At 42.6% G+C, this 23,093-nt stretch carries 18 protein-coding genes; all 18 read left to right on the top strand.

Annotation, left to right across the window (positions count from 1 at the left end; genetic code table 11):
* The first annotated feature begins 5 nt into the window (after positions 1–5).
* From H6571_00935 to H6571_00850, 18 genes are read left to right on the top strand one after another with little or no spacing between them, the layout of a single operon-like run.
* On the top strand, positions 6–1,187 hold the full coding sequence (locus H6571_00935) for a DegT/DnrJ/EryC1/StrS aminotransferase family protein (GenBank protein MCB9322282.1): 1,182 nt from the start codon (positions 6–8) through the stop codon (positions 1,185–1,187).
* A complete protein-coding gene (locus H6571_00930) occupies positions 1,180–1,731 on the top strand; it encodes a GNAT family N-acetyltransferase (GenBank protein MCB9322281.1) in 552 nt (183 codons plus the stop codon). The genes H6571_00935 and H6571_00930 overlap by 8 nt, the downstream gene beginning before the upstream one ends.
* A complete protein-coding gene (locus H6571_00925) occupies positions 1,728–2,777 on the top strand; it encodes a glycosyltransferase family 1 protein (GenBank protein MCB9322280.1) in 1,050 nt (349 codons plus the stop codon). The genes H6571_00930 and H6571_00925 overlap by 4 nt, the downstream gene beginning before the upstream one ends.
* A 33-nt stretch (positions 2,778–2,810) precedes the next feature.
* Positions 2,811–4,286: a hypothetical protein gene (locus tag H6571_00920; GenBank protein ID MCB9322279.1), complete on the top strand. Its 1,476-nt coding sequence runs from the start codon at positions 2,811–2,813 to the stop codon at positions 4,284–4,286.
* The gene (locus tag H6571_00915; protein MCB9322278.1) at positions 4,283–5,332 is read left to right on the top strand and encodes a glycosyltransferase family 4 protein; all 1,050 of its coding nucleotides are present in this window, start codon (positions 4,283–4,285) and stop codon (positions 5,330–5,332) included. The genes H6571_00920 and H6571_00915 overlap by 4 nt, the downstream gene beginning before the upstream one ends.
* Entirely contained in the window at positions 5,316–6,482 is a 1,167-nt protein-coding gene (locus tag H6571_00910; GenBank protein MCB9322277.1) for a polysaccharide deacetylase family protein, read from the top strand. Before H6571_00915 ends, H6571_00910 begins: the two co-directional genes overlap by 17 nt.
* 33 nt (positions 6,483–6,515) lie before the next feature.
* A complete protein-coding gene (locus H6571_00905; GenBank protein ID MCB9322276.1) occupies positions 6,516–8,246 on the top strand; it encodes a hypothetical protein in 1,731 nt (576 codons plus the stop codon).
* The gene (locus H6571_00900) at positions 8,221–9,558 is read left to right on the top strand and encodes a phenylacetate--CoA ligase family protein (protein MCB9322275.1); all 1,338 of its coding nucleotides are present in this window, start codon (positions 8,221–8,223) and stop codon (positions 9,556–9,558) included. Before H6571_00905 ends, H6571_00900 begins: the two co-directional genes overlap by 26 nt.
* The gene (locus tag H6571_00895) at positions 9,555–10,529 is read left to right on the top strand and encodes a glycosyltransferase (protein MCB9322274.1); all 975 of its coding nucleotides are present in this window, start codon (positions 9,555–9,557) and stop codon (positions 10,527–10,529) included. Before H6571_00900 ends, H6571_00895 begins: the two co-directional genes overlap by 4 nt.
* 39 nt (positions 10,530–10,568) lie before the next feature.
* A complete protein-coding gene (asnB, locus tag H6571_00890; protein ID MCB9322273.1) occupies positions 10,569–12,410 on the top strand; it encodes an asparagine synthase (glutamine-hydrolyzing) in 1,842 nt (613 codons plus the stop codon).
* Positions 12,411–12,419: 9 nt separating this feature from the next.
* Entirely contained in the window at positions 12,420–13,445 is a 1,026-nt protein-coding gene (locus H6571_00885; GenBank protein MCB9322272.1) for a hypothetical protein, read from the top strand.
* 45 nt (positions 13,446–13,490) lie between these two features.
* Complete coding sequence (locus H6571_00880; GenBank protein MCB9322271.1) at positions 13,491–14,567, top strand: DUF354 domain-containing protein; 1,077 nt, start codon at positions 13,491–13,493, stop codon at positions 14,565–14,567.
* Positions 14,568–14,600: 33 nt separating this feature from the next.
* A complete protein-coding gene (gene asnB / locus H6571_00875; GenBank protein ID MCB9322270.1) occupies positions 14,601–16,493 on the top strand; it encodes an asparagine synthase (glutamine-hydrolyzing) in 1,893 nt (630 codons plus the stop codon).
* A gap of 27 nt (positions 16,494–16,520) precedes the next feature.
* Positions 16,521–18,251: a nucleotide sugar dehydrogenase gene (locus tag H6571_00870; protein MCB9322269.1), complete on the top strand. Its 1,731-nt coding sequence runs from the start codon at positions 16,521–16,523 to the stop codon at positions 18,249–18,251.
* 35 nt (positions 18,252–18,286) lie between these two features.
* Complete coding sequence (locus H6571_00865; GenBank protein MCB9322268.1) at positions 18,287–19,636, top strand: NAD(P)/FAD-dependent oxidoreductase; 1,350 nt, start codon at positions 18,287–18,289, stop codon at positions 19,634–19,636.
* Positions 19,629–20,669 (top strand): polysaccharide deacetylase family protein, encoded by a 1,041-nt coding sequence (locus H6571_00860; protein MCB9322267.1) that lies wholly within the window; start codon positions 19,629–19,631, stop codon positions 20,667–20,669. The genes H6571_00865 and H6571_00860 overlap by 8 nt, the downstream gene beginning before the upstream one ends.
* Positions 20,662–21,831, top strand: coding sequence for a glycosyltransferase family 2 protein (locus H6571_00855; protein MCB9322266.1), 1,170 nt, complete (start codon positions 20,662–20,664; stop codon positions 21,829–21,831). The genes H6571_00860 and H6571_00855 overlap by 8 nt, the downstream gene beginning before the upstream one ends.
* A gap of 2 nt (positions 21,832–21,833) precedes the next feature.
* Complete coding sequence (locus H6571_00850) at positions 21,834–23,093, top strand: hypothetical protein (GenBank protein MCB9322265.1); 1,260 nt, start codon at positions 21,834–21,836, stop codon at positions 23,091–23,093.

Raw genomic sequence — 23,093 nt, 5'->3', positions numbered from 1 at the left:
CAATCATGATCTTTACAGATTCCACACTTGCCATCGAAGGAGGAAAGCCTGTTTCTGAAAGGCCCATCCCCATTCATAAACCCTCTATCATTGAAAACGATATAACGGCCGTTTCTGAAGCGCTACGCAGCACCTTCGTCAGCGGGGATGGCCCGGCCTGCCGCCTTTTCGAAAAAAGACTCAGTGAATTTCTTGGCGTAAAACATGTGTTATTCCTCAATTCCTGCACTTCAGCGCTTGACCTGGCCTTCATGGTGAAAACTTTCCCGGAAAACAGCGAGGTGATCATCCCGAACTTCACCTACACCAGTACAGCCCTGGGGCCAATACTCAATCACTTAAATGTCAGGCTCGCAGATGTAAACCCGGATAACGGCAACCTGGATGTGGAAAAACTCGAATCCTATATTACCGCCAGAACCGTCGCTATTTGTCCTGTCGATTATGCTGGCAACCCTGCAGAAATGGATGAGATAAACGCCATTGCCAAAAAATATGGCCTTTATGTAGTGCATGATACCGCCCAATCCATTGGGGCAAAATACAAAGGAAAATATACCGGCCACCAGGCTGTTGTCAGCACCTTCTCCTTTCATGGCACCAAAAATATGACCACAGGGGAAGGAGGTGCCCTTGTGACCAACGATGATGACATTGCAGACAGGGTAAAAATCATGCGGGAAAAAGGTACGGATAAATATGCTTTTCTATCGGATAGTCATCGACAGGGATATTATCAATACGTTGATAAAGGGAACAGTTACGTACAGTCCAATATCAACGGGGCGCTTGGCATCACCCAACTTTCACGCCTGGAGGAAATGAACGCCCGTAGAAAAGAAATTGCCTCCTATTATATTTCAAATTTATCAGGCATTGATGGGCTGGAATTTCCCAAAGTTACAGCGGAGGCTGAAACCAACTGGCACCTTTTTGGTCTATTGGTGCCTCCGGGTAAACTAAATTGGATCATGGAGGCGCTACAGGCAGAAGGAATCATGGCCAATGTTCACTACACTCCACTCCATCGCAACAGATATTACCGTCACCTGGGAACAGACCTGGATTTCCCGGGTTCGGTTCATTTTTTTAAGCGCTTTTTGAGAATTCCGATCTACCCTTCTTTATCAAATTCCGAAATGGAACGGGTGACCGAAGCTGTATTAAAAGTATTTGAAAATGTTTAAGTATAAGGAACTGGCTTTTCGAGCCATTGAAAGAAAAGACCTGGAATCCCTGAGATTATTGCATAATGATCCAGACACTTTCCTTAACCTGGCTTCCATCGATTTTATAGATGAGCCTGGACAGGAAGCATGGTGGCAAAATTTACATCACCAAAAAAATGACAAAAGATACGTAATTGTGAAGGCAGATGACCATTCTTTTATCCTGGGCCGATTGCGAATTCAACACCTCGATTTCCAAAATAACAATTGTGAGGTTGGACTGGACATCATGCCCGGGATGAGAAGAATGGGTTATGGACAAAAGGCTTATGAAATGCTCCTCTACTTCCTTTTTAATCATTACAATATGAACCTGGTTTACTTAAGGGTTGCCGACTTTAACACCGGTTCCTATGATCTTTACCGGAAATTAGGATTTGAGGAAACCGGCCGGTTTCCCCAATACTTTTTCAGGCACGGTAAATATTGGGACTATGTATTGATGAGCCTGACTGCTTCTGCATACTTTAAAAAAGTCAGCGATCTCTCATCTCACTTATGAAAGTCCTTTTTTTTGTCCCGGAACGCTATAGTCTTTTTCATTCCTTTAAAGAAATATTCAAGGTTTGGGAGGCTGAGGTATATCCGATTGATTTTAATGCCACCCTGAAAAAATGGGAGATTCAATTCAACGTCCAGGTTTTTCGGCTGCCCAATAAATGGCGAGTCCGCTGGGAAACTTACTTTATGGATAAAATCAACCGCTATTACAGGCAAGTTTACGACCGCCGGCTTCCTGACCTGGTTTTTATATACAATAACGAAATGTTGCTTCCGGAAACGTTGGAATATTTTAAGCGAAAATCAAAAATCGCATTTTTCCTGGGCGACCATCCGCTTTACACTTCGCTCAACCGGTATTACTTGTCCTTGTTGAATTATGCCGATGCCATTTTTGCCCCCGACACTTTTTGGGTCAGTCAGCTCAAAAAAATGGGATTGAAAAACGTCCATTTTTTCCAGGCAGGAATTCCTTCCAGCCATTATTATGAGAAACAACTTTCTGAAGTTTCTTACCAAAAATTAAAATCAGAAATTCTTTATGTAGGAATGTGTTACACCGACAATTGGGGTTATAAAAAAGCAAAATTCTTAAATTATTTTTCAGACCATGACCTGCAAATCCATGGCAACCGACACTGGGAAAGGTGGTTTTCTTTTTTTCCCAATCTGGAGCCGCATTTCAGACTCAAAAGCCAATATTATAACACAGACTATCTCAATGATCTCCTTAATGCTACTAAAATAGTTCCTGTGGATGGCAACCCAGGGCTTATTAACGGGGTGCATATCAGGTTATACGAAGCATTGGGATCAGGTGCGCTTCCTTTGCTGGAATGGCAAAATGATCTTGACGAAATATTTCCGGCTCACGCTGAGCTTCCGGCCCCAAAATCTTACGATGAAATAAATGAAATAACCCGATTTTACCTGCAAAACGAAGCCGATCGAAAAGAAAAAGTAGCCTGGATGAAAAAAATCATTACCGAAAAATATTCTCCGAAAAACAATGCCCATCAAATGTTTAAGGCGCTTGGTTATGAATAGGTTCTCATCCAGTTTGATCCAAAAACGGCCCCTGTGAGACGGAAAATCATCCTGTTTTTTGTATTGATCCTGGCGACGATTGGCCTGCATTATTTCGCCCCCAGGGCCATTTCGGTTTTCTTCTTTTTGAGTACCTTAGTTGCATACTTCTATGCTAAAGACGAAGCTTTTTGGCTGGCGTACTTCCTGGTATTATCCGATGGATTTTTTGGACTCCTCGGCACCTGGGAAGCCGTATTTTCAGTAATCCCGGGCCTTCCAGCCATAGAAGTCGTACAATTTTACATCTTAATCACCCTTTTTAAAGCAAGAAAAGCCCCCCTCGCCAAACTTCCGTTTTTTTCGATGCAACTGAACATTATATTTATTTACCTCCTTTTTTTGGTAATCCAGGGGTATGTAATTGGTTTATCAGGAGCGTTAAATGTTCAATTCAGAGTCGTGAAATACCTTGTGCCATTGTTTCTTTTTTATTCCATCCCGAGATTGATAAAGGAAGAAAGTCAGTTTAGAGAAATCATGGCCTATCTTTTTCCCGTAGCTTTTTTTGCGCTGGGAGCTCAGCTCTTTTCCATCACCATGGGAAGGGAACCCGCACAGGTTTTTGGGTTCATTTTAGGGGGACAGGATTTTTTTGAAATCAGTGAAGAGCAGATTTATCGTGGATTATTCAACTTTTGTATCCTGATCATCACCTTTTTTGGTGCCCTTTATTTCCTTTCCACCAAAGACCATAATTTCAAACCGCTATACCTGACAGGCATCATTGCGGCCGATTACCTAACGGTTTTTCTCTCGGCAACCAGGGGATGGATCATTGGATTTTCGATGATCATCGTCTTATATGCGATCTTTGTCTCCACATTCAGCTTCAAACACCTGCTAAAAACCTTCCTGGCAGTCACCCTTATACTTTTTGTTCTGATATCGATTCCCGCCGTCAATATCCAGATCCATAACGCCTATAATCGCATGTGGACTTTAGATGCCATGGCGCAGGGCGACATTACTGCCGGAGGTACCCTTTTGAGATTAAACGAACGCGGCCCAAGGGTGATGAAAAAGTGGAGAGAATCCCCGCTAACGGGTTTTGGATTTTCAGATGATTTTTTTCATTTTGCCGACGGTCATGTAGCCAATCAAAATATTTTATTGCATTCCGGAATCGTCGGGGCTTTTTTAATGGGGTGGTTTTTTCTTGTATTCAATGGAAAAATATTTCTCAGGAGCTTTAAGCTACCCAGGCAAAATCCTTTAAAAAGGACATTGCTGGTTTTCAATATTGTATTTCTGGGGTGGTTTTTAATTCACTCCTCTTCCGGGCAGCACTTTACTTTTTACCAAATTACCAACCTGGGGATCATCCAGGCTTTATTTTTCAGCTTTGGTTCCCTGGTCTATCAAAAATCCTTTATGGTAAAAAAAGAAAATCATGTCCCTGTCCAAAAAGATTTGGCCTCTAAGCCCATAAAAAAATCAGTAAAGACATTTGCCGATTTTCCCACATGATACACTTTGTACATCTTACTTCCCAGCCGGGCGGGATTGAAGTCCTGCTTCCCAAAATAATCGAAAATTTATCTGAGAAAGCCATTCAATGCTTTGTGGTCAGGCCCCCCTTGGATGGTCAAGCAAACGTGTATGAAGGCAAGGATATCACTCTTTTATACGGAAGTCATAAAAACAGAAAGGCGGTTTGGAAACTATGGAAATATGCCCGGAGCCATCAAAACGAGCTCTTTCACGTCTTTAACATAGGGCCGCTCAACCTGCTGATACTGAGATTGGCTGGTGTTAAAAAACTTATATATTCTGTTCACGGAACCATATACTGGAAAAATGCCTGGGAAAAACAAATCCGAAAACCATTCTGGAAGCTGGCCCTGAGCAAAAATTACAGGGTAATAGCCAATTCCCGGTATAGCCGGGACTGTTTCAGACAAGCCATGGCCTATAAAAAAGAAATTTTGGTGGTTTATAATCCTTTTTCTTCTGATACTTTTCATCCCATTGAAAAAAAAGTGAATGGGCCGCTAAAGATCAGCTACTGCGGTCGGCTGGCTCCGGGAAAAAACATATTGCAATGGCTGGAAGTGGCAGCTAAAATTCATTCACAAAACATTGGTGTTCAGTTTTTTATTTACGGATCGGGCCCGCTTGAAAAATCACTGCAAAAGTATGTCAAAGATTTGGAATTAATGGAGGTGATCCACTTCATGGGCTATAGGAAAAATATTGCCGAAGCTTACCAATCCGCAGATATGATGCTCTTCATTTCTGAATACGAATCTTTTGGGAATGTTGCTGTAGAAAGCATTCTTTGTGGAACCCCGATAATTGTTTCGGATATCCCGAGTATGCGGGAAATTTTTGAGCACTACCCGGAATTTATCGTTCCCCTGGATGATACACTGCAAGAAAACATTTTGTCGAAAATTGGGCAATTCCCGAAAATGAAAGCCGCCACCCTAAAGGCCAGAGCGGAATTTAAGGATCGCTTTGGGCAAGAACAACATATTGCCACCCTTGAACAATTATATGCCTCATTCAATTAAGCCTTCCATTCCCATTATTTATTATCATTCGGTGGGGCCAGTAAACCCCGGATGGAAGCGGAATTTCCTGACCCTTGAATTACCTTTTTTTGAAGATCAGCTAAAATATTTTAAAAATAACTTCAATCTTATCTCCCTCAAAGCATTTTACAACATCCGGGCAGGTTTACAAAATAGTCCTAAAAAACCATTAGTGATTACGATCGATGACGGGTACCTGGACAATTGGATTTGGGCTTTTCCCATGCTCAAAAAATATGACATCCCTGCCACCCTGTTTGTGAACCCAGAAATGGCAGACCCCCGAAATCTGATCCGCCCCAACCTTGAAGACTACTGGACCGGGAACGTATCCCTGGAAGATCTTAATCTCCCGGGGCATTTGTCCTGGGAAGAAATGAAAAAAATGGAAGCATCCGGCCTCATCGACATTCAGTCGCATACCATGTCACACACTAAATATTTCGTTTCAGGTAAACTTGAAGGATTTCATCACCCCGGAGAAGATGTTTTATATGCGGCCGGAAACAGGTTTTTGAACCAAAAACCTTTTCACATTGCTAACCCCAAATTTGAAAGATTGCTTCTTTACGGATTCCCGCTTTTTGAGGAGCGATCAAGTATAATAGCGAAAAAAATAGAAATAAACCCGGACTTCGTCAACCAGTGCGTTTCCACTTTGAGCCATTACAACTTCAATCATTATAATTTCAGGGACGCTTTCAAATTAGTAGCGCCCGTTTATCAGCAATATCTGGATAACCATTCTTTGATCGTAGCCGTAGAGGATGAGGATGCTTATAAAAAAAGGATTACCTACGAAATAATGGAATCCAAAAAAATTATTGAAAGAAAGCTTGGGAAAAAAGTGGAGTTCTTATGCTGGCCTCATGGAGATCACAATGCTACCGCACATCAGTTAGCCATCCAGGGCGGTTATCTGGCAACCACCTCAGGAAGCAAACAAAATACTCCTGATTGCCTGGAACGAATACCTACCAGGATCGGCATTTTTCATGTTCGCCACAACAGGTTGCTCTCTTTGCTTAAAGTCCGCTATAAATTAGGATGCTACCTTGGTCGCCCCCCATGGAAAGACATCCAGCGATTATACCATCTTTTCAAAACTCAAAATGTGTCCCGGGGATGAAAAGTATCTTCAAAACCAGGACTAATCAAAACTATGGATTTTTACCTGCGAATAGATAAATCGGGTCGCCTGTTGGCTGCACCGGAAATAATATTTTCGGAGGCGGATAACCATTCAACCCTTGAGTTCGTTCAGCATAAAAACGGATTTTCGTGGATTTTAGGAGATCCTGTGTATCCCTCATTGGATAGAAAGACATTTCATTCCATCCTGGAAGATGGGAAATTCGGAAAATTCATTCGTGCGGTGGATGGTTTTTACTTTCTTTTGCACTGGAATGAGCAAAAAAAGCAACTGGTCATCAGTAGCAGCATGTTTAATATCCTCCCGGTTTATTATTTATCCTCCAATAATCTGCTCATCATTTCCTCATCGTTTGATCTGTTAAGGCAGACCGAAGCGGTAGAATGGACCCCTGATGAACAATATTATCTGGAAAAAGCTCTTTTTTATTATCCTCTGTTTACCCGCACCCCGCTCAAACAAATAAACACTGTTCCTTCTAACCATCTACTGGTTTATCAGGATAATTTGTCCTTTTCCAGGCATACCCATATTTCAGATTATTATGTTGAAAATCCCGTGCCCTGGACCAGATCATTGGATCACTTAGCTGAAATGTTTATCGAACAAGCCAGGAAATTTATTCCCGTTGCCCCCTTCTGCGCTACCCTGACCGGTGGGTTTGACGGAAGAACGTCGATCTCGGTTGCCATGGAAATGAATCGTTCTTTTTTCACCTACTCTTACGGATCGGAAACTTCAATGGATGTTAAAATCCCATTACTGATCAGCCGTGAAATGGGTATTACACATAAGCCATTGATCCTTGACAAAACCTATACAAAACAACATTTCTGGAAAAACGGAATGGAATTTTTAACAAGAAGTTATGGATTGGGAAATATTTCACGTGCCCATTATTACTACGCCCTGCAAACGGTCCTGAAGGATACCAGGTATCTCGTTTCCGGAAATTTCGGAAGTGAAATTATCCGTTCCATGAAAGTTCCGGGAGTGATGACCTCAGCACTGCTTTTTAATCTTTTTGAGAATCCGGACAGAAGTCAGCTTCGGAAACAAATACTCGCTTCCGCGGGGACAAAGTATTTGTCTCCCAACCTCGTTGATCGGTGGATAGACCCCCTGCTTGATGAAATTTATGATTACCTGAGCAATCTTCCCGGGCATTTATCTGCCAACAAAAGATTTTACATTTATTTATTTGAAGAAGTCTTTTCCAAATATTTTGGCCCGGAAATAACCGTTCAACGACAATTCCTCAACCACAGAGCTCCATTCCTCAGCTTCAGGTTTATTGAAGTTTTACTTAAAACGGGTATGGCAGGGGTTTACAGTGAATACAGGGAAAACAACCCTTTCAACAGGTACCACGGGCAGGTACTCTATGCTCATATCCTGAAAAGAACGGCCCCCGGGTGGTTGGATTTACCTCTTGACAGGGGCTATAAACCGAGATATTTTTTAACTCCTGCCGGTCCGATACAGATTGCCCTTGGATTCACTATTCGAAAACTGATGAAAAAAAAGCCGGGCGCCATTCCTGACTATTCAATAGAAAACACGGAAGCGAGTCTTCCGGAACTTCAAAAAATCCCCCTTGCTCCGGAACTATTCAATCCCCGGTTCTATGAGCAACAATTTCATGAATCATGGCGCACCGATCAGATGAATTTTGAAAATATGATCTCTGCTGCCATATATCAAAGCCTGATTGATGAATACTCCTATGATATTGCTTAAAACGCTGGACAAGGCAAAAGGGCTGAAGGTATATCCATGGTATCGATTTTTTCAAAATACATTATCATGGCAAAGAGATCAGGTCGAGGTTTATCAAGCAGAACGGCTGCAAAAATTAATCGAATATGCCTTGAATACGGTCCCTTATTATAGGGCTGAATGGAACCGACTTGGAATAAGGCCCCACGATATTAAAACGCCTTCAGATTTAAAAAAATGTTCTATTCTCGACAGAGACACCTTACGAAATAAGCAGGAAGAACTGATTTCTTCCTATTTCCCACTCAAAAATATGCATAAAGGAAGTTCCAGTGGAACAACAGGAATTCCGATTAACTATTACACCGATACAGATGGATTGAGTGCCGGAATGGCCGCCGGTTATGCGCTTTGGAATATGTCAGGTTGGAACCCCGGCCAAAGCAATGTACATATTTGGGGCAACCAAACATCAATTAAGCGTTGGAATACTATCCCTTCGAAGTTAAAAAACCTGTTATTCCATCAAAAAAACATTGCTTCCACACTTTTGAATGACCCGGAACAAATTCCCGAATTGGCTGAACGAATTGTCAGGTTCAATCCTCGGTCCATTGATGGGTATTCCAGTTCAATTTATGATTTCGCACGATATTGCCAGGAAGAAAAAATTCACTTAAAAAACCTAAAACAAGTGCTCACCACCGCTGAAAATCTTGAACCATACCAACAAAAATTAATCGAACAAATTCTGGCCCCGACAGGCGACCTTTATGGTTCGGGAGAAGTATTGGGCATGGCGGCACGCCCGGTGAATGACGATCGTTATTATGTCCTTGATCCCCATGTTATCCTTGAAACCGAAGCCTCTGAAATTAGTGGGATGAAAAATTTATTGATTACCGATTTGAATAATTACGGTATGCCTATGATCAGGTACCGGATTGGGGACATGGTGGACGAACTGCACGAACCGGAGCCCCAAGCCAAATTTCCCTTTGCCTGGTTTAAGAAAATCCAGGGGAGAAGTTCAGATATTATCACATTGCCCAACGGCAAAAAAATTCATCCGGTAAATATTTTTGGAGGCACCCTATTCCGAAGATTTCCACAAATCACCCGACATAAAGTCGTCTGGAACGGAACATTCCTGGAATTCATTTTCGAGGCAAAAGAAAAACCTGACGCTAAAGAACTTCACCGTCAGCTATCCGTTTTGTTGCATCCCTTCGAGGTTCCATTTTCAATAGAATACAAAGATAGAATACTTCCTTCCAGCAATGGGAAGTATAAATATCTCGAAATCATCCCGAAAAAAACGGTCACCCCATGAACGTATTATTTGTAAGCAGCGGAACAAGAAATAAAGGCCCGAATACCATAGTCCTCGCCCAGGGAGAATCTCTTAAAAGGCTTCAATTATCCCTGGATTATTTTACGATTGACCAGAAGGGGGTTAAAGGATATACTCAGGCTATATTCAAATTGAGAAAAGTGTTGAATACGAACCCATATGATATCATTCATGCCCATTATGGCCTGGCAGCGATCATTTCATTTCTTGCACGACGGAGTGAAAAGGTGATGGTTTCTTTTATGGGGGATGACCTGCTCGGAACGAATACAAAGGATAAACGAGTGACCCGAACCAGTTTGCTTTTAGCACGTTTAAATGCATTTCTTGCTCAAAAATTTTACGATTTTTCCATTGTAAAATCCCGGGAAATGCAAGAAAAATCAGGCATAAAAAGAGCCACCGTGATTCCCAACGGAGTAGATATTGACCTTTTTTATCCCGAATCAAAATCAGCGGCAAAAAAGCAGCTGGGCATTCCAAACGAAAACAAATTGGTTATTTTTGTGGCCAACCCGGATCGGGCGGAAAAAAATTTCCCCCTGGCTAAACAGGCCCTGGAAAAAACCGGTGTGCCCGACATTCAATTCATCCCACTTAATGATATCGCCCATAAAGATTTGGTTCATTATTACAATGCAGCAGAGGTAATGATCCTGACTTCCTTTCACGAGGGTTCCCCAAACGTAATCAAGGAAGCCATGGCGTGTAACTGCCCGATTGTATCCACCGATGTGGGAGATGTAAAATGGATTATGGGGAAAACAGCAGGATGTTTTATCGCCGGCTTTGACCCTGAAGATTTTGCAGCGCAATTAAGAATGGCCCTTGATTTTGCAAAGGAAAACGATCGCACACAGGGAAGAAAAAGAATCATTGAGTTGGAGCTTGATTCACCCTCAGTAGCCTCGAGAATTTTCGACATTTATACCCATATTTTGGAAAGGTAAAAGAGGACTCTTTTCTTCCATATTATTTATTTTAAGTCAATGTGTGGAATAGCGGGAATCATAAATTTTAATCAAACCAGCGTTTCGGAACAACTCATCCGTACAATGATGGAAACGATAAAACATCGCGGGCCGGATGACGAAGGAATTTTTATGGAAGACCCAATAGGCATGGGATTTGTCCGGCTGAGTATACTGGATTTATCAGCGTCCGGCCACCAGCCTATGTTTTCTCCTGATCAAAGATATGTATGTACTTTTAATGGGGAGATTTTCAATTATATCGAATTGAGGGAAGAGCTGAAATTGTTGGGACATGTTTTTAAAACCAATACCGATACAGAGGTTTTATTGGCCGCTTTTGCAGCATGGGGAGAAGCATGTTTAGACAAGTTTAATGGAATGTGGGCATTGGCCATTTACGACAGGCATAAAAAGACTGCTTTCTTAGCCCGCGACCGATATGGGATCAAACCATTCTATTACCTGCATACCGACGAATACTTCGCTTATGCTTCTGAAATTCAACCGCTTTTGAAGTTGCTTCCCGGCAAACCTGCACCGGACGAACAAAGCATCTTTGAGTACCTGGTTTTTAATCGTACCGATCAAACTGAACATACTTTTTTTAAAGAGATAAAAAAACTTCAGCACGGGCATAAAATCACCCTCAACGATTCAGATCCTCACGCTTCACCCATTCGATGGTATGATTTGCGAAAAAGTGTGGCCCGGGCAAAAGGTTTTTCGGATCCTTCAGAATTTAAGGCTTTACTGAGCTCGGCCATCGGATTGAGGTTACGCAGTGATGTCCCCGTAGGAGTTTGTTTGAGTGGCGGGTTGGACTCGTCCGGGATCGTTTCCATATTACTACAAGATTACCTGAAAGAAGATTTGAATACCTTCTCCGCCGTTTACGGGAATGGTGAAACGGGAGATGAAATGAAGTTCATCCAGGAATTCAAACCTCTCTTGAAAAATATGTTTTTCACCACTCCTACGGCCCAAACCCTCACAGATGATCTGAAATGTTTTGTAAAGGCACATGGAGAGCCCATTCCCAGTACAGGCCCTTACGCCCAGTTTAAGGTCATGCAATTGGCCGGTAAACATGTCACCGTGACCCTTGACGGACAAGGGGCCGACGAAATCCTGGCGGGTTACCACTATTTTTTTGGCTACCATTTTAAAGCGCTCCTGTTACAAGGTAAAATAGGTCAGTTAGCCACCGAAATGGCCCATTATTATTCAAATCATCAATCACTCCTTGGGATTAAAAGCCTGATTTTTTTCCTTTTACCGGCTACCTTACGAACCAGGATGCGGGCGTGCGAAAAAAGTTACCTGGCCCCTAATTTCTACCATCAACATGTAACTGTTTCGAATGTAGTCGCAGAAAATTTATACGGATCCTCTTCTTTACAGGATGCTTTGATCAATCATTTTGAATACAAACTTGAGCACCTTTTAAAGTGGGAAGACCGCAATGCCATGTTTTATTCCCTGGAAGCCAGAGTCCCTTATTTGGATTACCGCCTGGTGGAAAAAACGCTGGCCTTGACGGGGGATCTCATTATTAAAAAGGGAATAAATAAATACATTCTCAGGGAGGCCATGAAAGGAGTACTCCCTGAATCCATCCGGAAAAGACAAGATAAAATGGGCTTCGACACCCCGGAAGACCAGTGGTTCAGAACCCTTGTCTTTAAAAAATATATAACCGACTTGATCCATTCAGAATCTTTGGCCTCACATGGAATATTGGATGTAAAGAAAATTCAATCCATTTATCAAAAGCATCTCCAGCATCAGGGAAATTATGCCCGGGATATCTGGAAATGGATCCATTTGGAGCAATGGTATCGTGAATTTATTGATTAATCCCGGGAAATGACGAGCATTAAATTATACACAGACTATCAGGGCTTTGCCTCTGGCGATCATTTTGAAGCCTTCCAACAGTTTGTGGATCAGCACATTGATGGCAACTACTTTCAGAGTGCTGACTTTTTCAGCCTTTCTGACGCCGTGGACGAATTCGCTCCCATTCTCATGCTGGCCATAAACGAAAACTTTGAAATAAGCGGGTCACTTCTGGGAGTTTTTCAATCCAACGGCAAAGGGGTAAAATCCTGGTTGTCACGTAGACTGATCGTATTGGGAGGCCCGCTTATTAAAGATACTAATGACAATGATACCCTCTGTCCCTTACTGGATGGCCTTATGAATCATGCTTCCGGGCGGGCTATTTTTATTGAGTTCAGGAATCTTTTCGACCTTTCTCAAATGCAGGAGAGCTTCCAGTCCCATGGCTTTCAGTTCCAGCCTTATTTGAATTTCCTGGTAAAATTGGATAATGAATCGGCGGTGTTAAAAAGAATGCAAGGAAACAAAAGAAGGCAAATAACCAAAAGTATAACGTCAGGTGCCAGAATCAAAGAGGCTGAATCAGCATCAGAAGTAAAAGCATTTTACCAAATCCTCAAAAAACTCTACGAGGAAAAAGTTAAAAAACCGATCCCCGGCATTGACCTTTTTTTGAAGGGATGGGAATATGGGACTGGCAAGTTGTTCGTGATTTCCTATTCCGGAAAAATAATCGGCGGCGCTTTTTGCCCGATATTCAAGGATAAGGTAATTTACGATTGGTTCCGTTGTGGGCTGAAAGATGTTGCCCCAGGTGTTTTCGCCGGGGTTTTGGCAGCCTGGGCTTCTATCGATTATGGTTTAAAAAACAGGTTCAAACACATGGATTTCATGGGGGCCGGCCAGCCAGATCAGCCTTATGGCGTTCGTGATTTCAAAGCTCCTTTTGGTGGAGAAATGGTATCGTACGGCAGGTTCTTAACTGTAATCAACAAGCCGCTTTATGCATGCGGAAAATGGGGTTTGAAAATTTATCAAAGCCTGAAGTAGTGCTATGAGTTTTCTCCCTTACAATGATTTATTAAAAAAATCAATATGAAAGTCCTGATTGATATCGGCCATCCTGCTCATGTACATTATTACAAAAATCTGGCCAACGAACTTTCAAAAAAAGGGCATCAGGTCTTTTGGACCGTCAAGGATATTCCCATGGCAAAAAGGCTGTTGGATGCCTACGGTTTCAGGTATAAAGTCTTTCCTAAAAAGTCTGATGGGCTTTTCGGGAAAATCCTTAAACAGCTTTGGTACGATTTCATTTTATGGAAATTCTGTAAAAAACATGACATTGCCATTGTCATTGGAACCTCCGTAACCATAGCCCATGTATCGAGAATTTCCAGGATACAATCCATCGTTTTTGATGATGATGATGACGAAGTACAACCACTAGTCACCCAATATGTCAATCCTTTTGCATCGAGTTTGCTTTCTCCGGATGTGTTAAAAGGAAAACGGAAACGGCAAGACACCATTTTTTATCCGGGATATCATGAACTGGCCTATTTACACCCTGATCATTTCAAGCCGGATCCTTCCGTGTTAAACGAAATAGGGCTGCAGCCGGGTGAGAAGTTTTTCATCATGAGATTCAATGTTTTTAAGGCGCATCATGATAAAGGAATAAAAGGGTTAAGCCTCAGTCAAAAGCTTAAACTCATTGAGGTTTTAAAACCCCACGGAAAAATTTTAATCACCACCGAACGGGGTATAGAACCGGAATTACAGCCATTCCAAATGACCGTATCGCCCGAGAAGGCCCATTCATTAATGGCCTACGCCACCCTGTTCCTCGGCGATAGCCAGACGATGACCTCAGAAGCTGCAGTCATGGGCGTTCCATCCCTCAGGTGCAACACTTTCGCTGGCAAAATTTCTTACCTGGAGGAACAGGAAAAAAAATACGGACTGACCTTTGGATTCCATCCTGATGATTTCGAAAAACTGCTCCAAAAGCTAAATGAACTTTTAAAGCTCCCTGATCTCAAAGAACAATGGCAGGCCCGACGTCAGAAATTACTCCGGGATAAAATTAACCTGGCAGCGTTCATGGTTTGGTTTGTAGAATACTATCCACAAAGCAGAAACCAAATGCTTAACCTTCCGGAACAATGAAAATTTGGCTCACAAATTTCAAAAATTAACCCTATGTGTGGAATCATAGCCATACATCATAAAATGCATTTGCCAATAGATGCAAAGTTGCTAAAGAAAATGGGCGATACCCTGCATCACCGGGGACCGGATGATGAAGGCATCTTCATTGAAAATCAAATTGGATTTTTTCATAAAAGGTTATCTATCATTGATCTTTCCGGCGGACACCAGCCCATGACCGATAACGATTGCACCATTGCATTTAACGGAGAGATTTATAATTATGTAGAACTCCGTCAGGGTCTGGTTCAAAAGGGATACCATTTCAAAACCCATTCGGATACTGAAGTGATCCTGAAAATGTACCAGGAATACGGGAAAGATGCCATAGCCCTGCTGAATGGGATGTTTGCCTTTTTGCTTTACGACACAAAAAAACAATTACTCCTTGCCGCCAGGGATCATTTTGGCATCAAACCGCTTTATTACTATTACGACAAAGGAAAAAATATATTCGCATCGGAAATCAAAGCCATTTTGGCCCATCCTGATGTGCAGGCAGAGTTCAACCAGGAATCTTTAAACGAATACCTCACTTTCCAGTTTGTGCTGGGAGAAAAAACACTTTTTAAAAATATAAACAAAGTATTACCCGGACACTTTTTGGTCATTGATTTAAATGATTCCCTCAAAAACAGGCTGGTAAAATATTGGGAGCCCACCTTCCGGATTGATACTCACCATACGCTGGAGTATTTTGTGTACGAACTCCAACGGCTCCTGGAAGACACTATTAAGATCCAGTTGAGGAGTGATGTTCCGCTGGGGACCTACCTCAGTGGTGGGATAGATTCCAGCATCGTGACCCTACTCGCTTCGCGGCATGTTCCTGATAGCCTTAGAACTTTTACCGGTGCATTCCGGGAAGGTTCCGAATTTGATGAAACCGGTTATGCCGATCTTGTCGGCCGGCATTGTAATGCCCAAATGTTTAAAATTTACCCGACAGAGGCTGATTTCGTTGAAGTCCTGCCCAAACTCATTTACCAAATGGATGAGCCCACGGTTGGCCCGGGTTTGTTTCCTCAGTATATGGTTTCCAAAATGGCTTCCGGAAAAGTGAAAGTAATCCTTGGGGGTCAGGGCGGTGATGAAATATTCGGCGGATACACCCGATACGTCATCGCTTACCTGGAACAAGCCTTGAAGGGAGCCATTTACGAGACGAATGACGAAGGAGAACACATTGTCTCACTTCAGTCCATCGTACCCAATTTACCTTCCTTAAAACAGTATGTTCCCATGATGCGAAATTTCTGGAGAACAGGCGCTTTCGAAGACATGGATCGTCGGTATTTTCACCTGATCGATCGAAGTGAAAGCACCCTTGATCTCTACACGGAAGATTTTCGTCAACGTTACAATAAGGAACAAATATTCAGCAATTTCCAACAGTTGTTTAACCACCCGGACACCAGGTCCTATTTTAATAAAATGACGAACTTCGACATGTTTGGCAGCCTTCCCGGATTGCTGCAGGTAGAAGACAGGGTGAGTATGGCTGTTTCCCTTGAATCCCGTGTCCCGTTACTCGACAAAAGAATTGTCGACCTCATTGCCTCCATGCCCGTAGCCATGAAGTTCAAAGGCGGGGAAATGAAATACATCCTCAAAAAAGCCGCCAGGAATATTTTACCTCCTGAGATATTAAATCGAAAAGATAAAATGGGGTTCCCTGTTCCGCTTTCCATATGGGCCAAAAACGGGGCGTCTGATTTTATCAAAGACACACTTCTTTGCCCGAACTGCAAAAAGAGAGGCATTTTCGATCCAAAAAAAATGGAACAACTCATTGATAATGAACGATCCTATGGCAGAACCCTTTGGGGCGCTCTTTGTCTGGAGCTTTGGTTCCAGCAGTTTATAGACAAAAAAATTGTTTAAAATTCTTTAACCTATCCCAATAGAATTATGGAAATATTACTCAATCACAACCATACTGTTTCCTGGAAACTTAACAAAATAGGAGTGATCGGTCCTGGCATTGTAGGAATGCCCATGGCGGCCCTGCTTGCCCATGCACGTATTAAACTGGATTCCGATACCCCGGCAAAGGTTGTCGTCGTTCAACGTAACTCGATCAACTCCGGATGGAAAGTCGATGCCATCAATAACGGCCAATCTGTCATCGGAGGCATAGAACCTCATTTGGAAGAAATCGTAAAAGAAGCTGTAGCGGCAGGACTTTTGTCGGCCACTCATCACTATTATGACATTGCCGATGCTGACATGATCCTCATCTGTGTTCAAACGGACAAAAAGGGATTTGAACCCGATTATGGCCCTATGTTTGAAGCCCTTACGGCATTAGCTGAAGTTCTTCAAAAAAAGCCCGAAGAAAAAGTTCCTGTCATCGTTTTTGAATCTACCCTTGCCCCTTCCTCCATGGGTACTGTCATTCAGGAACATTTCGAAAAATTTGGACTGATCGAAGGACAAGATATCCTATTGGGCAACAGCCCCAACCGGGTAATGCCGGGCAGGCTGGTGGAAAGGATTTCCGATTCCGACAAACTCGTTGCAGGACTTCACCCCGAAACGGGCCGGATCATTAAAACAGTTTACGAACATATTGTTACAAAAGGAAAACTTTTCATCACCAACAGCTTAAGTGCCGAAATAACCAAAACCCTGGAAAATGCGTATCGTGATGTTCGTATAGCTTTCTCAACAGAAGTGGTAAGGTATTGCGATCAACATGACCTTGATTTTTACCATCTACGTGATAAAGTCAACAAAAGGCTGTCCCTTGAAGATGAGGCTTCATTTAATCCCAATGCCGTCCCCAGTGGTGGTTTACTGATCCCAACGCTGGGTGTGGGTGGTCATTGTTTACCCAAAGACGGCATCCTGCTTTTGTGGCGAAAGATCGAAAGCGGATCTGACACTTCTGACAGCCTATTGCTCAAGGCAAGAGAAATCAATGAGGCTTCCCCGGCAGAAACCATTCGGTTGGCAGAAAGAAAATTCGGATCCCTCCGTTATAAAAAGATCGCCATTTTAGGGACTGCCTACCGTTTCAATTCCGAAGACACCAGGAACTCTCCTTCGATCGTATTAGCATCAGCACTGATGGGTCGGGAAGTTGAAGTTATCTTACACGATCCATTCGTAAAAAAAGACGACCAGAACCTCCTGAAAGCGGGATTGGTCAAATATTTTACCAATGACCTGGAGGCGGCAATACGGGAAGCCAACCTTATTTTATTTGCTACCGGACATAAAATTTACCTGACAAAAATCGAGCGGATTCTCCGTGGGGCCAAAAAATTAAACGGAATTATTGATGCCTGCAACTTGTTCAACAGAGCCACCATGGAGTCCGCTGAAATGAGTTACACCGGAATCGGCCGCGGAAGTAAAATACCCGATAAGAAATTCATTGATTTCGTTCATGATACCTTTAAAATAGTTGAAAAAGGCTGCTCCAATGAAGTCGTTCAGACCATACAGTTTTTGAACGATCATTTTGTTACCGAATCGTACAACAAGGCTGATTTCAAAAACATCCGAAAACTGGCCGCCAGTTGCAACACAGCCTGCGACCTGGTTCCTCCCGGACCTGTAGCCCCCCTGCACGATTATCGAGGATTTATCCCATTACTCGCTCTTTGTGCAGCAAAGCAATTTTGTCTTATTTAGAGAATGTTGAAATTATCATTGACAAAAAAATGGTTATGAATATTTCTAAAAAACACTGGGGCATTGTTGGAGGCGGAATGCTCGGAATGTACCTGGCCCATAAACTATCTCAAGCAGGACATGAGGTGACCCTGATGGAAGCAGCAAATGCCCCCGGCGGGCTCACTTCAACGTGGAAATTGGATCAATACTTTTGGGACAAATACTACCATGTCATTTTACGCTCTGATACCACGCTGAGAAACCTGCTGAAAGAGATCGGCTTGGAAGAAACCATAAATTGGGTGGAAACCAAAACCGGATTTTATACCGGCGGCAAACTATACTCAATGTCGAATACCATGGAATTTTTACGCTTCCCTCCCCTATCGATATTGGATAAACTGAGGCTGGGCTTTACTATTTTTTACGCCTCCAAAATAAAAAACTGGAAGCGGCTGGAAAATATCAGGGTGGCAGACTGGTTAAAAAAATGGTCAGGAAGCAACACTTTTGAGAAAATATGGCTGCCGCTGCTCAGGGCAAAACTGGGAGACAACTACCAACACACTTCCGCTGCCTTTATTTGGACAACCATCCAGCGCATGTACAAGGCTCGTCGGACGGGGCTCAAAAAAGAAATGTTCGGTTATGTGGAAGGAGGATACGCAACTATTTTAAAACGTTTCAAGGAACAGCTGATTCAGCAGGGAGTTCATGTTAAAACAGCTCATAAGGTCACCTGCATTTACCGGGATTATTATGGAAATGTTATGGTGGAAACAGCCAAAAATCAACCGGATCTGTTCAATGAGGTAATCGTCACCACCCCTTCCTCCATAGCGGCAGAAATATGCAAAGATTTACTCCGCAGGGAAGTTCAGCAGCATCAAAATATAGAATATCTCGGGGTAATTTGTGCGTCCTTATTGCTCAAAAAGAGCATTTCCCCCTATTACGTTACCAACGTGACAGACAAATCACCATTTACGGGAATCATCGAAATGACCAATATTGTTGACCCCGAATTTTTTGGCGGCAACTCACTCATTTATCTGCCTCGTTATGCCAAGAGCAGCAACCCGATTTTTCATTGGAATGACGAACAGATAAAAACCTTATTCCTGTCCAGTTTGCTCAACATGTATCCGCATTTATCTGAGGAGGATGTGGTCGCGTTCAGGGTAAGCAGAGCCCCTTATGTCTTTGCGCTCCCTACGCTCAAATACTCGGAAAAACTTCCCGCGGTATCGACTTCCCTTCCTGGAGTTCACATTTTAAACTCCGCTCATATTGTTAACGGGACCCTTAATGTAAACGAAACCCTACAGGTTGTTGACAAGGCCTTACCCGAGCTCCTTAAAAAAGCCATAAATCGCAAAACAGAATATGAAACTTATGCATAAACCTTTGGCAAGCCTATCTCTTGACCTTGACAACCAGTGGACTTATATGAAAATTCACGGAGATCAGGGCTGGGATCAATACCCTTCTTATCTCGATGCTTTTGTTCCCCATGTGGTTGATGTACTCAATAAGCTGAACCTTAAAATAACTTTTTTCATTGTAGGCAGAGATGCGGCGCTTGAAAAAAACAAGGACTACCTCCAGGAGCTCGTTCGAAATGGCCATGAACTTGGCAACCACTCCTTTAACCACGAATCATGGCTGCATACTTTTTCCAGGGAAAAGATCACGGAGGAAATCGCCTTCACCGAAGAAGCCATAGAAAAGGCAACCGGCCAGTTGACTAAGGGATTTCGGGGCCCTGGGTTCAGCTGGAGTCCCGGGCTACTCGAAGTGCTCAAAGAAAGAGGTTATCACTTTGATGCCTCCACCTTGCCAACTTACATCGGCCCCCTGGCAAGGATGTACTATTTCCGAACCGCCAAATTGAGCAAAGAAGAAAGGGAGACCCGTAAAGAGCTCTTCGGCACTTTCTCTGACGGATTACGCCCGGTAAAACCTTATTTATGGGAATTGCCCGGGGAAGAAACCATAATGGAAATTCCCGTTACCACCATTCCTGTAATCAAAATACCCTTTCATTTCAGTTACCTGCTCTATTTAAGTGGTTTGTCATTACGCCTGATGGATCTTTATCTAAACCTGGCAATACGATTGTGTCAATTGACCCGGACCCGGCCCAGTTACCTGTTGCATCCCCTTGACCTGATTGGAGGAGACCAGATTCCCCAACTTAAATTTTTCCCGGGCATGGATATCAGCAGCGAACGCAAAGTGGAGGTCTTCAATCATGTTATGGAAAAACTCAACCGACATTTTCAACTGACCAATATGAGTAAATATTATGAATCCCTAATGGAAAGTCACCATTCAGGAAAAAGACCAATGAAAACCCGGGATCCGAAAACATCGGAAAAAAATCTACCGGTTCAAAAGGATCATGGAATAAAAAAAATAACTCATCATGCCTGATAAAAGTACCATTTTGCCAGAACCTGGTGTGGAAGAGATAACCATTCAACCCAACATCAGAAAGCCTAAAATACCTTTTGTGAGCATCCTCACTCCAGCTTTTAACGAGGCGGCCATCATAGAAAATCATTTGCATAAACTATGCGCCTATATGCAAGGGCTGGAACAAGAATATGGCTGGGAAATTATAGTTATTGATGACGGCAGCACAGACGAAACAGGAGTGCTGGCAGAAAGAATCGCTCAGCAGAATCCAAAAGTAAAGGTTTTTCATCACCGGGTAAACAGTAACCTGGGGAAAGCCCTTCAAACAGGATTCAGGGAAGCCACTGGAGAATACATTGTGGTCATGGACATAGACCTTACTTATTCCGAAGATCATATTGCCCGGTTGTTGTCAAAATTACAGGAAACAGATGCGGACATCGTCATTGCTTCTCCTTACATGAAAGGTGGGAAAAATACTGCTGTCCCGGTTTTCAGGCTGGTATTAAGCAAAGTGGTAAACAGGATCATGAGGATTATGGCTCCCGGAAGAATCAACACCTTTACAGGTATGGTGAGGGCCTACAAAAAGGACTTCCTGAAAAACCTAAACCTGAAATCAAGCACCTATGCCATCAACCCCGAAATCATATTCAAAAGTTTTATTCTCAGGGCCAGGGTGATTGAAATTCCGGCACATTTAGATTGGAGTTTTCAAAAAAGAATAGGGAAAAAACGTTCCTCCAGCATCCGGATTTTCAACGGAATAACAGGCGGACTCATGTCTGGTTTTATTTTCCGCCCCTATGTTTTTTTTATGAGCATCGGATTGGTTCTCCTCCTGATCTCCGTTTACATTATCGCCTGGATATTCATCCAGACATTCAACATTCTCCCTGAAATCCCACTAGTGCTTGGCAATTTTGAAGATCGTTTCGGATTGGCTGTAGCCACCGTATTCAAAGAACGGCCTTACTCTTTCATGGTAGGTGGAATAACCCTGATCACTTCATTGCAATTTTTGAGTACCGGTTTTTTATCCCTCCAAAACAAACGCTACTTCGACGAACTCTTTCATATAAACACTACCCTGTTGAAAAACCAAAATAAATTTAACCCAAAAGAATCCAATAACAACCAAAAAGAAACAGGGCCTGATGTTTACCAAAGCTTTTAATCATGAAAGATTTACTTAAGTTTTTCCCCTTGCTTCTATTGTATTTTTTCCTGGTGCTTACCAGGGGACAAAGTGCGTTGTTTGGAGACGAAATAAGGTATTTTGCCTATGCAGAAAACCTTACACAAGGATTTTATACCACTCCTGATAACCCGAACCTCATCAACGGACCTGGTTACCCTCTCTATCTCGCGGCTTTTGTTGCCCTCAATTTACCGCCTCTGGCTCCCAAAATGGTCAGTGCCGTTCTTTTTTTCTTTGCCATTATTTTCTTTTATAAAAGCTTGTTGTTTTATCTCCCCAAACGAGGCGCCACCCTTTTTGCCTATGCATTAGGGTTATACTGGCCTATGCTGATACGTCTTCAGTGGAACAATACAGAACCTTTGGCACTCTTCTTATTGTGTGGATTTATCTATTTTATCATCAAAATGACTCGTTCCCCCAAAAACAAAATAATCCACATCATTTTAGCCGCCATGATGGTGGGTTACCTGGCCCTGACAAGAGACATTTTTTCCTACGTCATCCTGGTAACGCTAATCCTATCCCTTATCTATTATTTAATCACCAAAAACAAGCCGGGATTAAAATGGGCGTTGTCCATGGGTTTGGGATTTTTGTTTGTACTCCCCTACCTGGTTTATACCCATTCGCTTACGGGCAGGCATTTTTATTTTTCTTCCAACGGAGGGGAACAGTTGTACTGGATGAGTTCATCCCTGCCCGGGGAATTTGGGTCTTTCATTTCAATTGACAGTATTTACGAAAGAAGAGGACAGGAGGTGGACTCTGTTCATGTTCAATTCATTGATTCCATTTTTCAACTCCCCTATGTGGAACGCAATGATGCATTGATCGCTCGCGCCAAAGAAAATATCCTGGAAAACCCGAAGGGTTATCTGAAAAATATCATCGCCAATATATTACGGTTGGTCGGTCATGGCCCGAGTTCCTTCGAGTATCAGGTTTGGGCCACATATAAATACCTTTTTACTCATTTTCTCCTGTTGGCTCCCTTTTTATTAAGTCTCTTTCCTGCATGGATACACCGAAAATCCATTCCTCCCGAGATTTTTTTCCTGTCCTTGTTCATCCTAATTTACCTGGGAGGAAGCATTTTGGTTGCGGCAATCAGCAGGTATTTTGTATTGACTATTCCTTTTATTCTTCTTTGGCTCGCTTTTTTTTATACCTATATGATACAGTTCTCATTTGTCAATAAGTGGCAAAAAAATGGAGATTTTCGTGTAAAACCCTGA

It is taken from the genome of Lewinellaceae bacterium (assembly GCA_020636105.1).
In the GTDB taxonomy this organism is placed as follows: domain Bacteria; phylum Bacteroidota; class Bacteroidia; order Chitinophagales; family Saprospiraceae; genus BCD1.
This window is presented reverse-complemented; position numbering and strand designations above follow the sequence as displayed.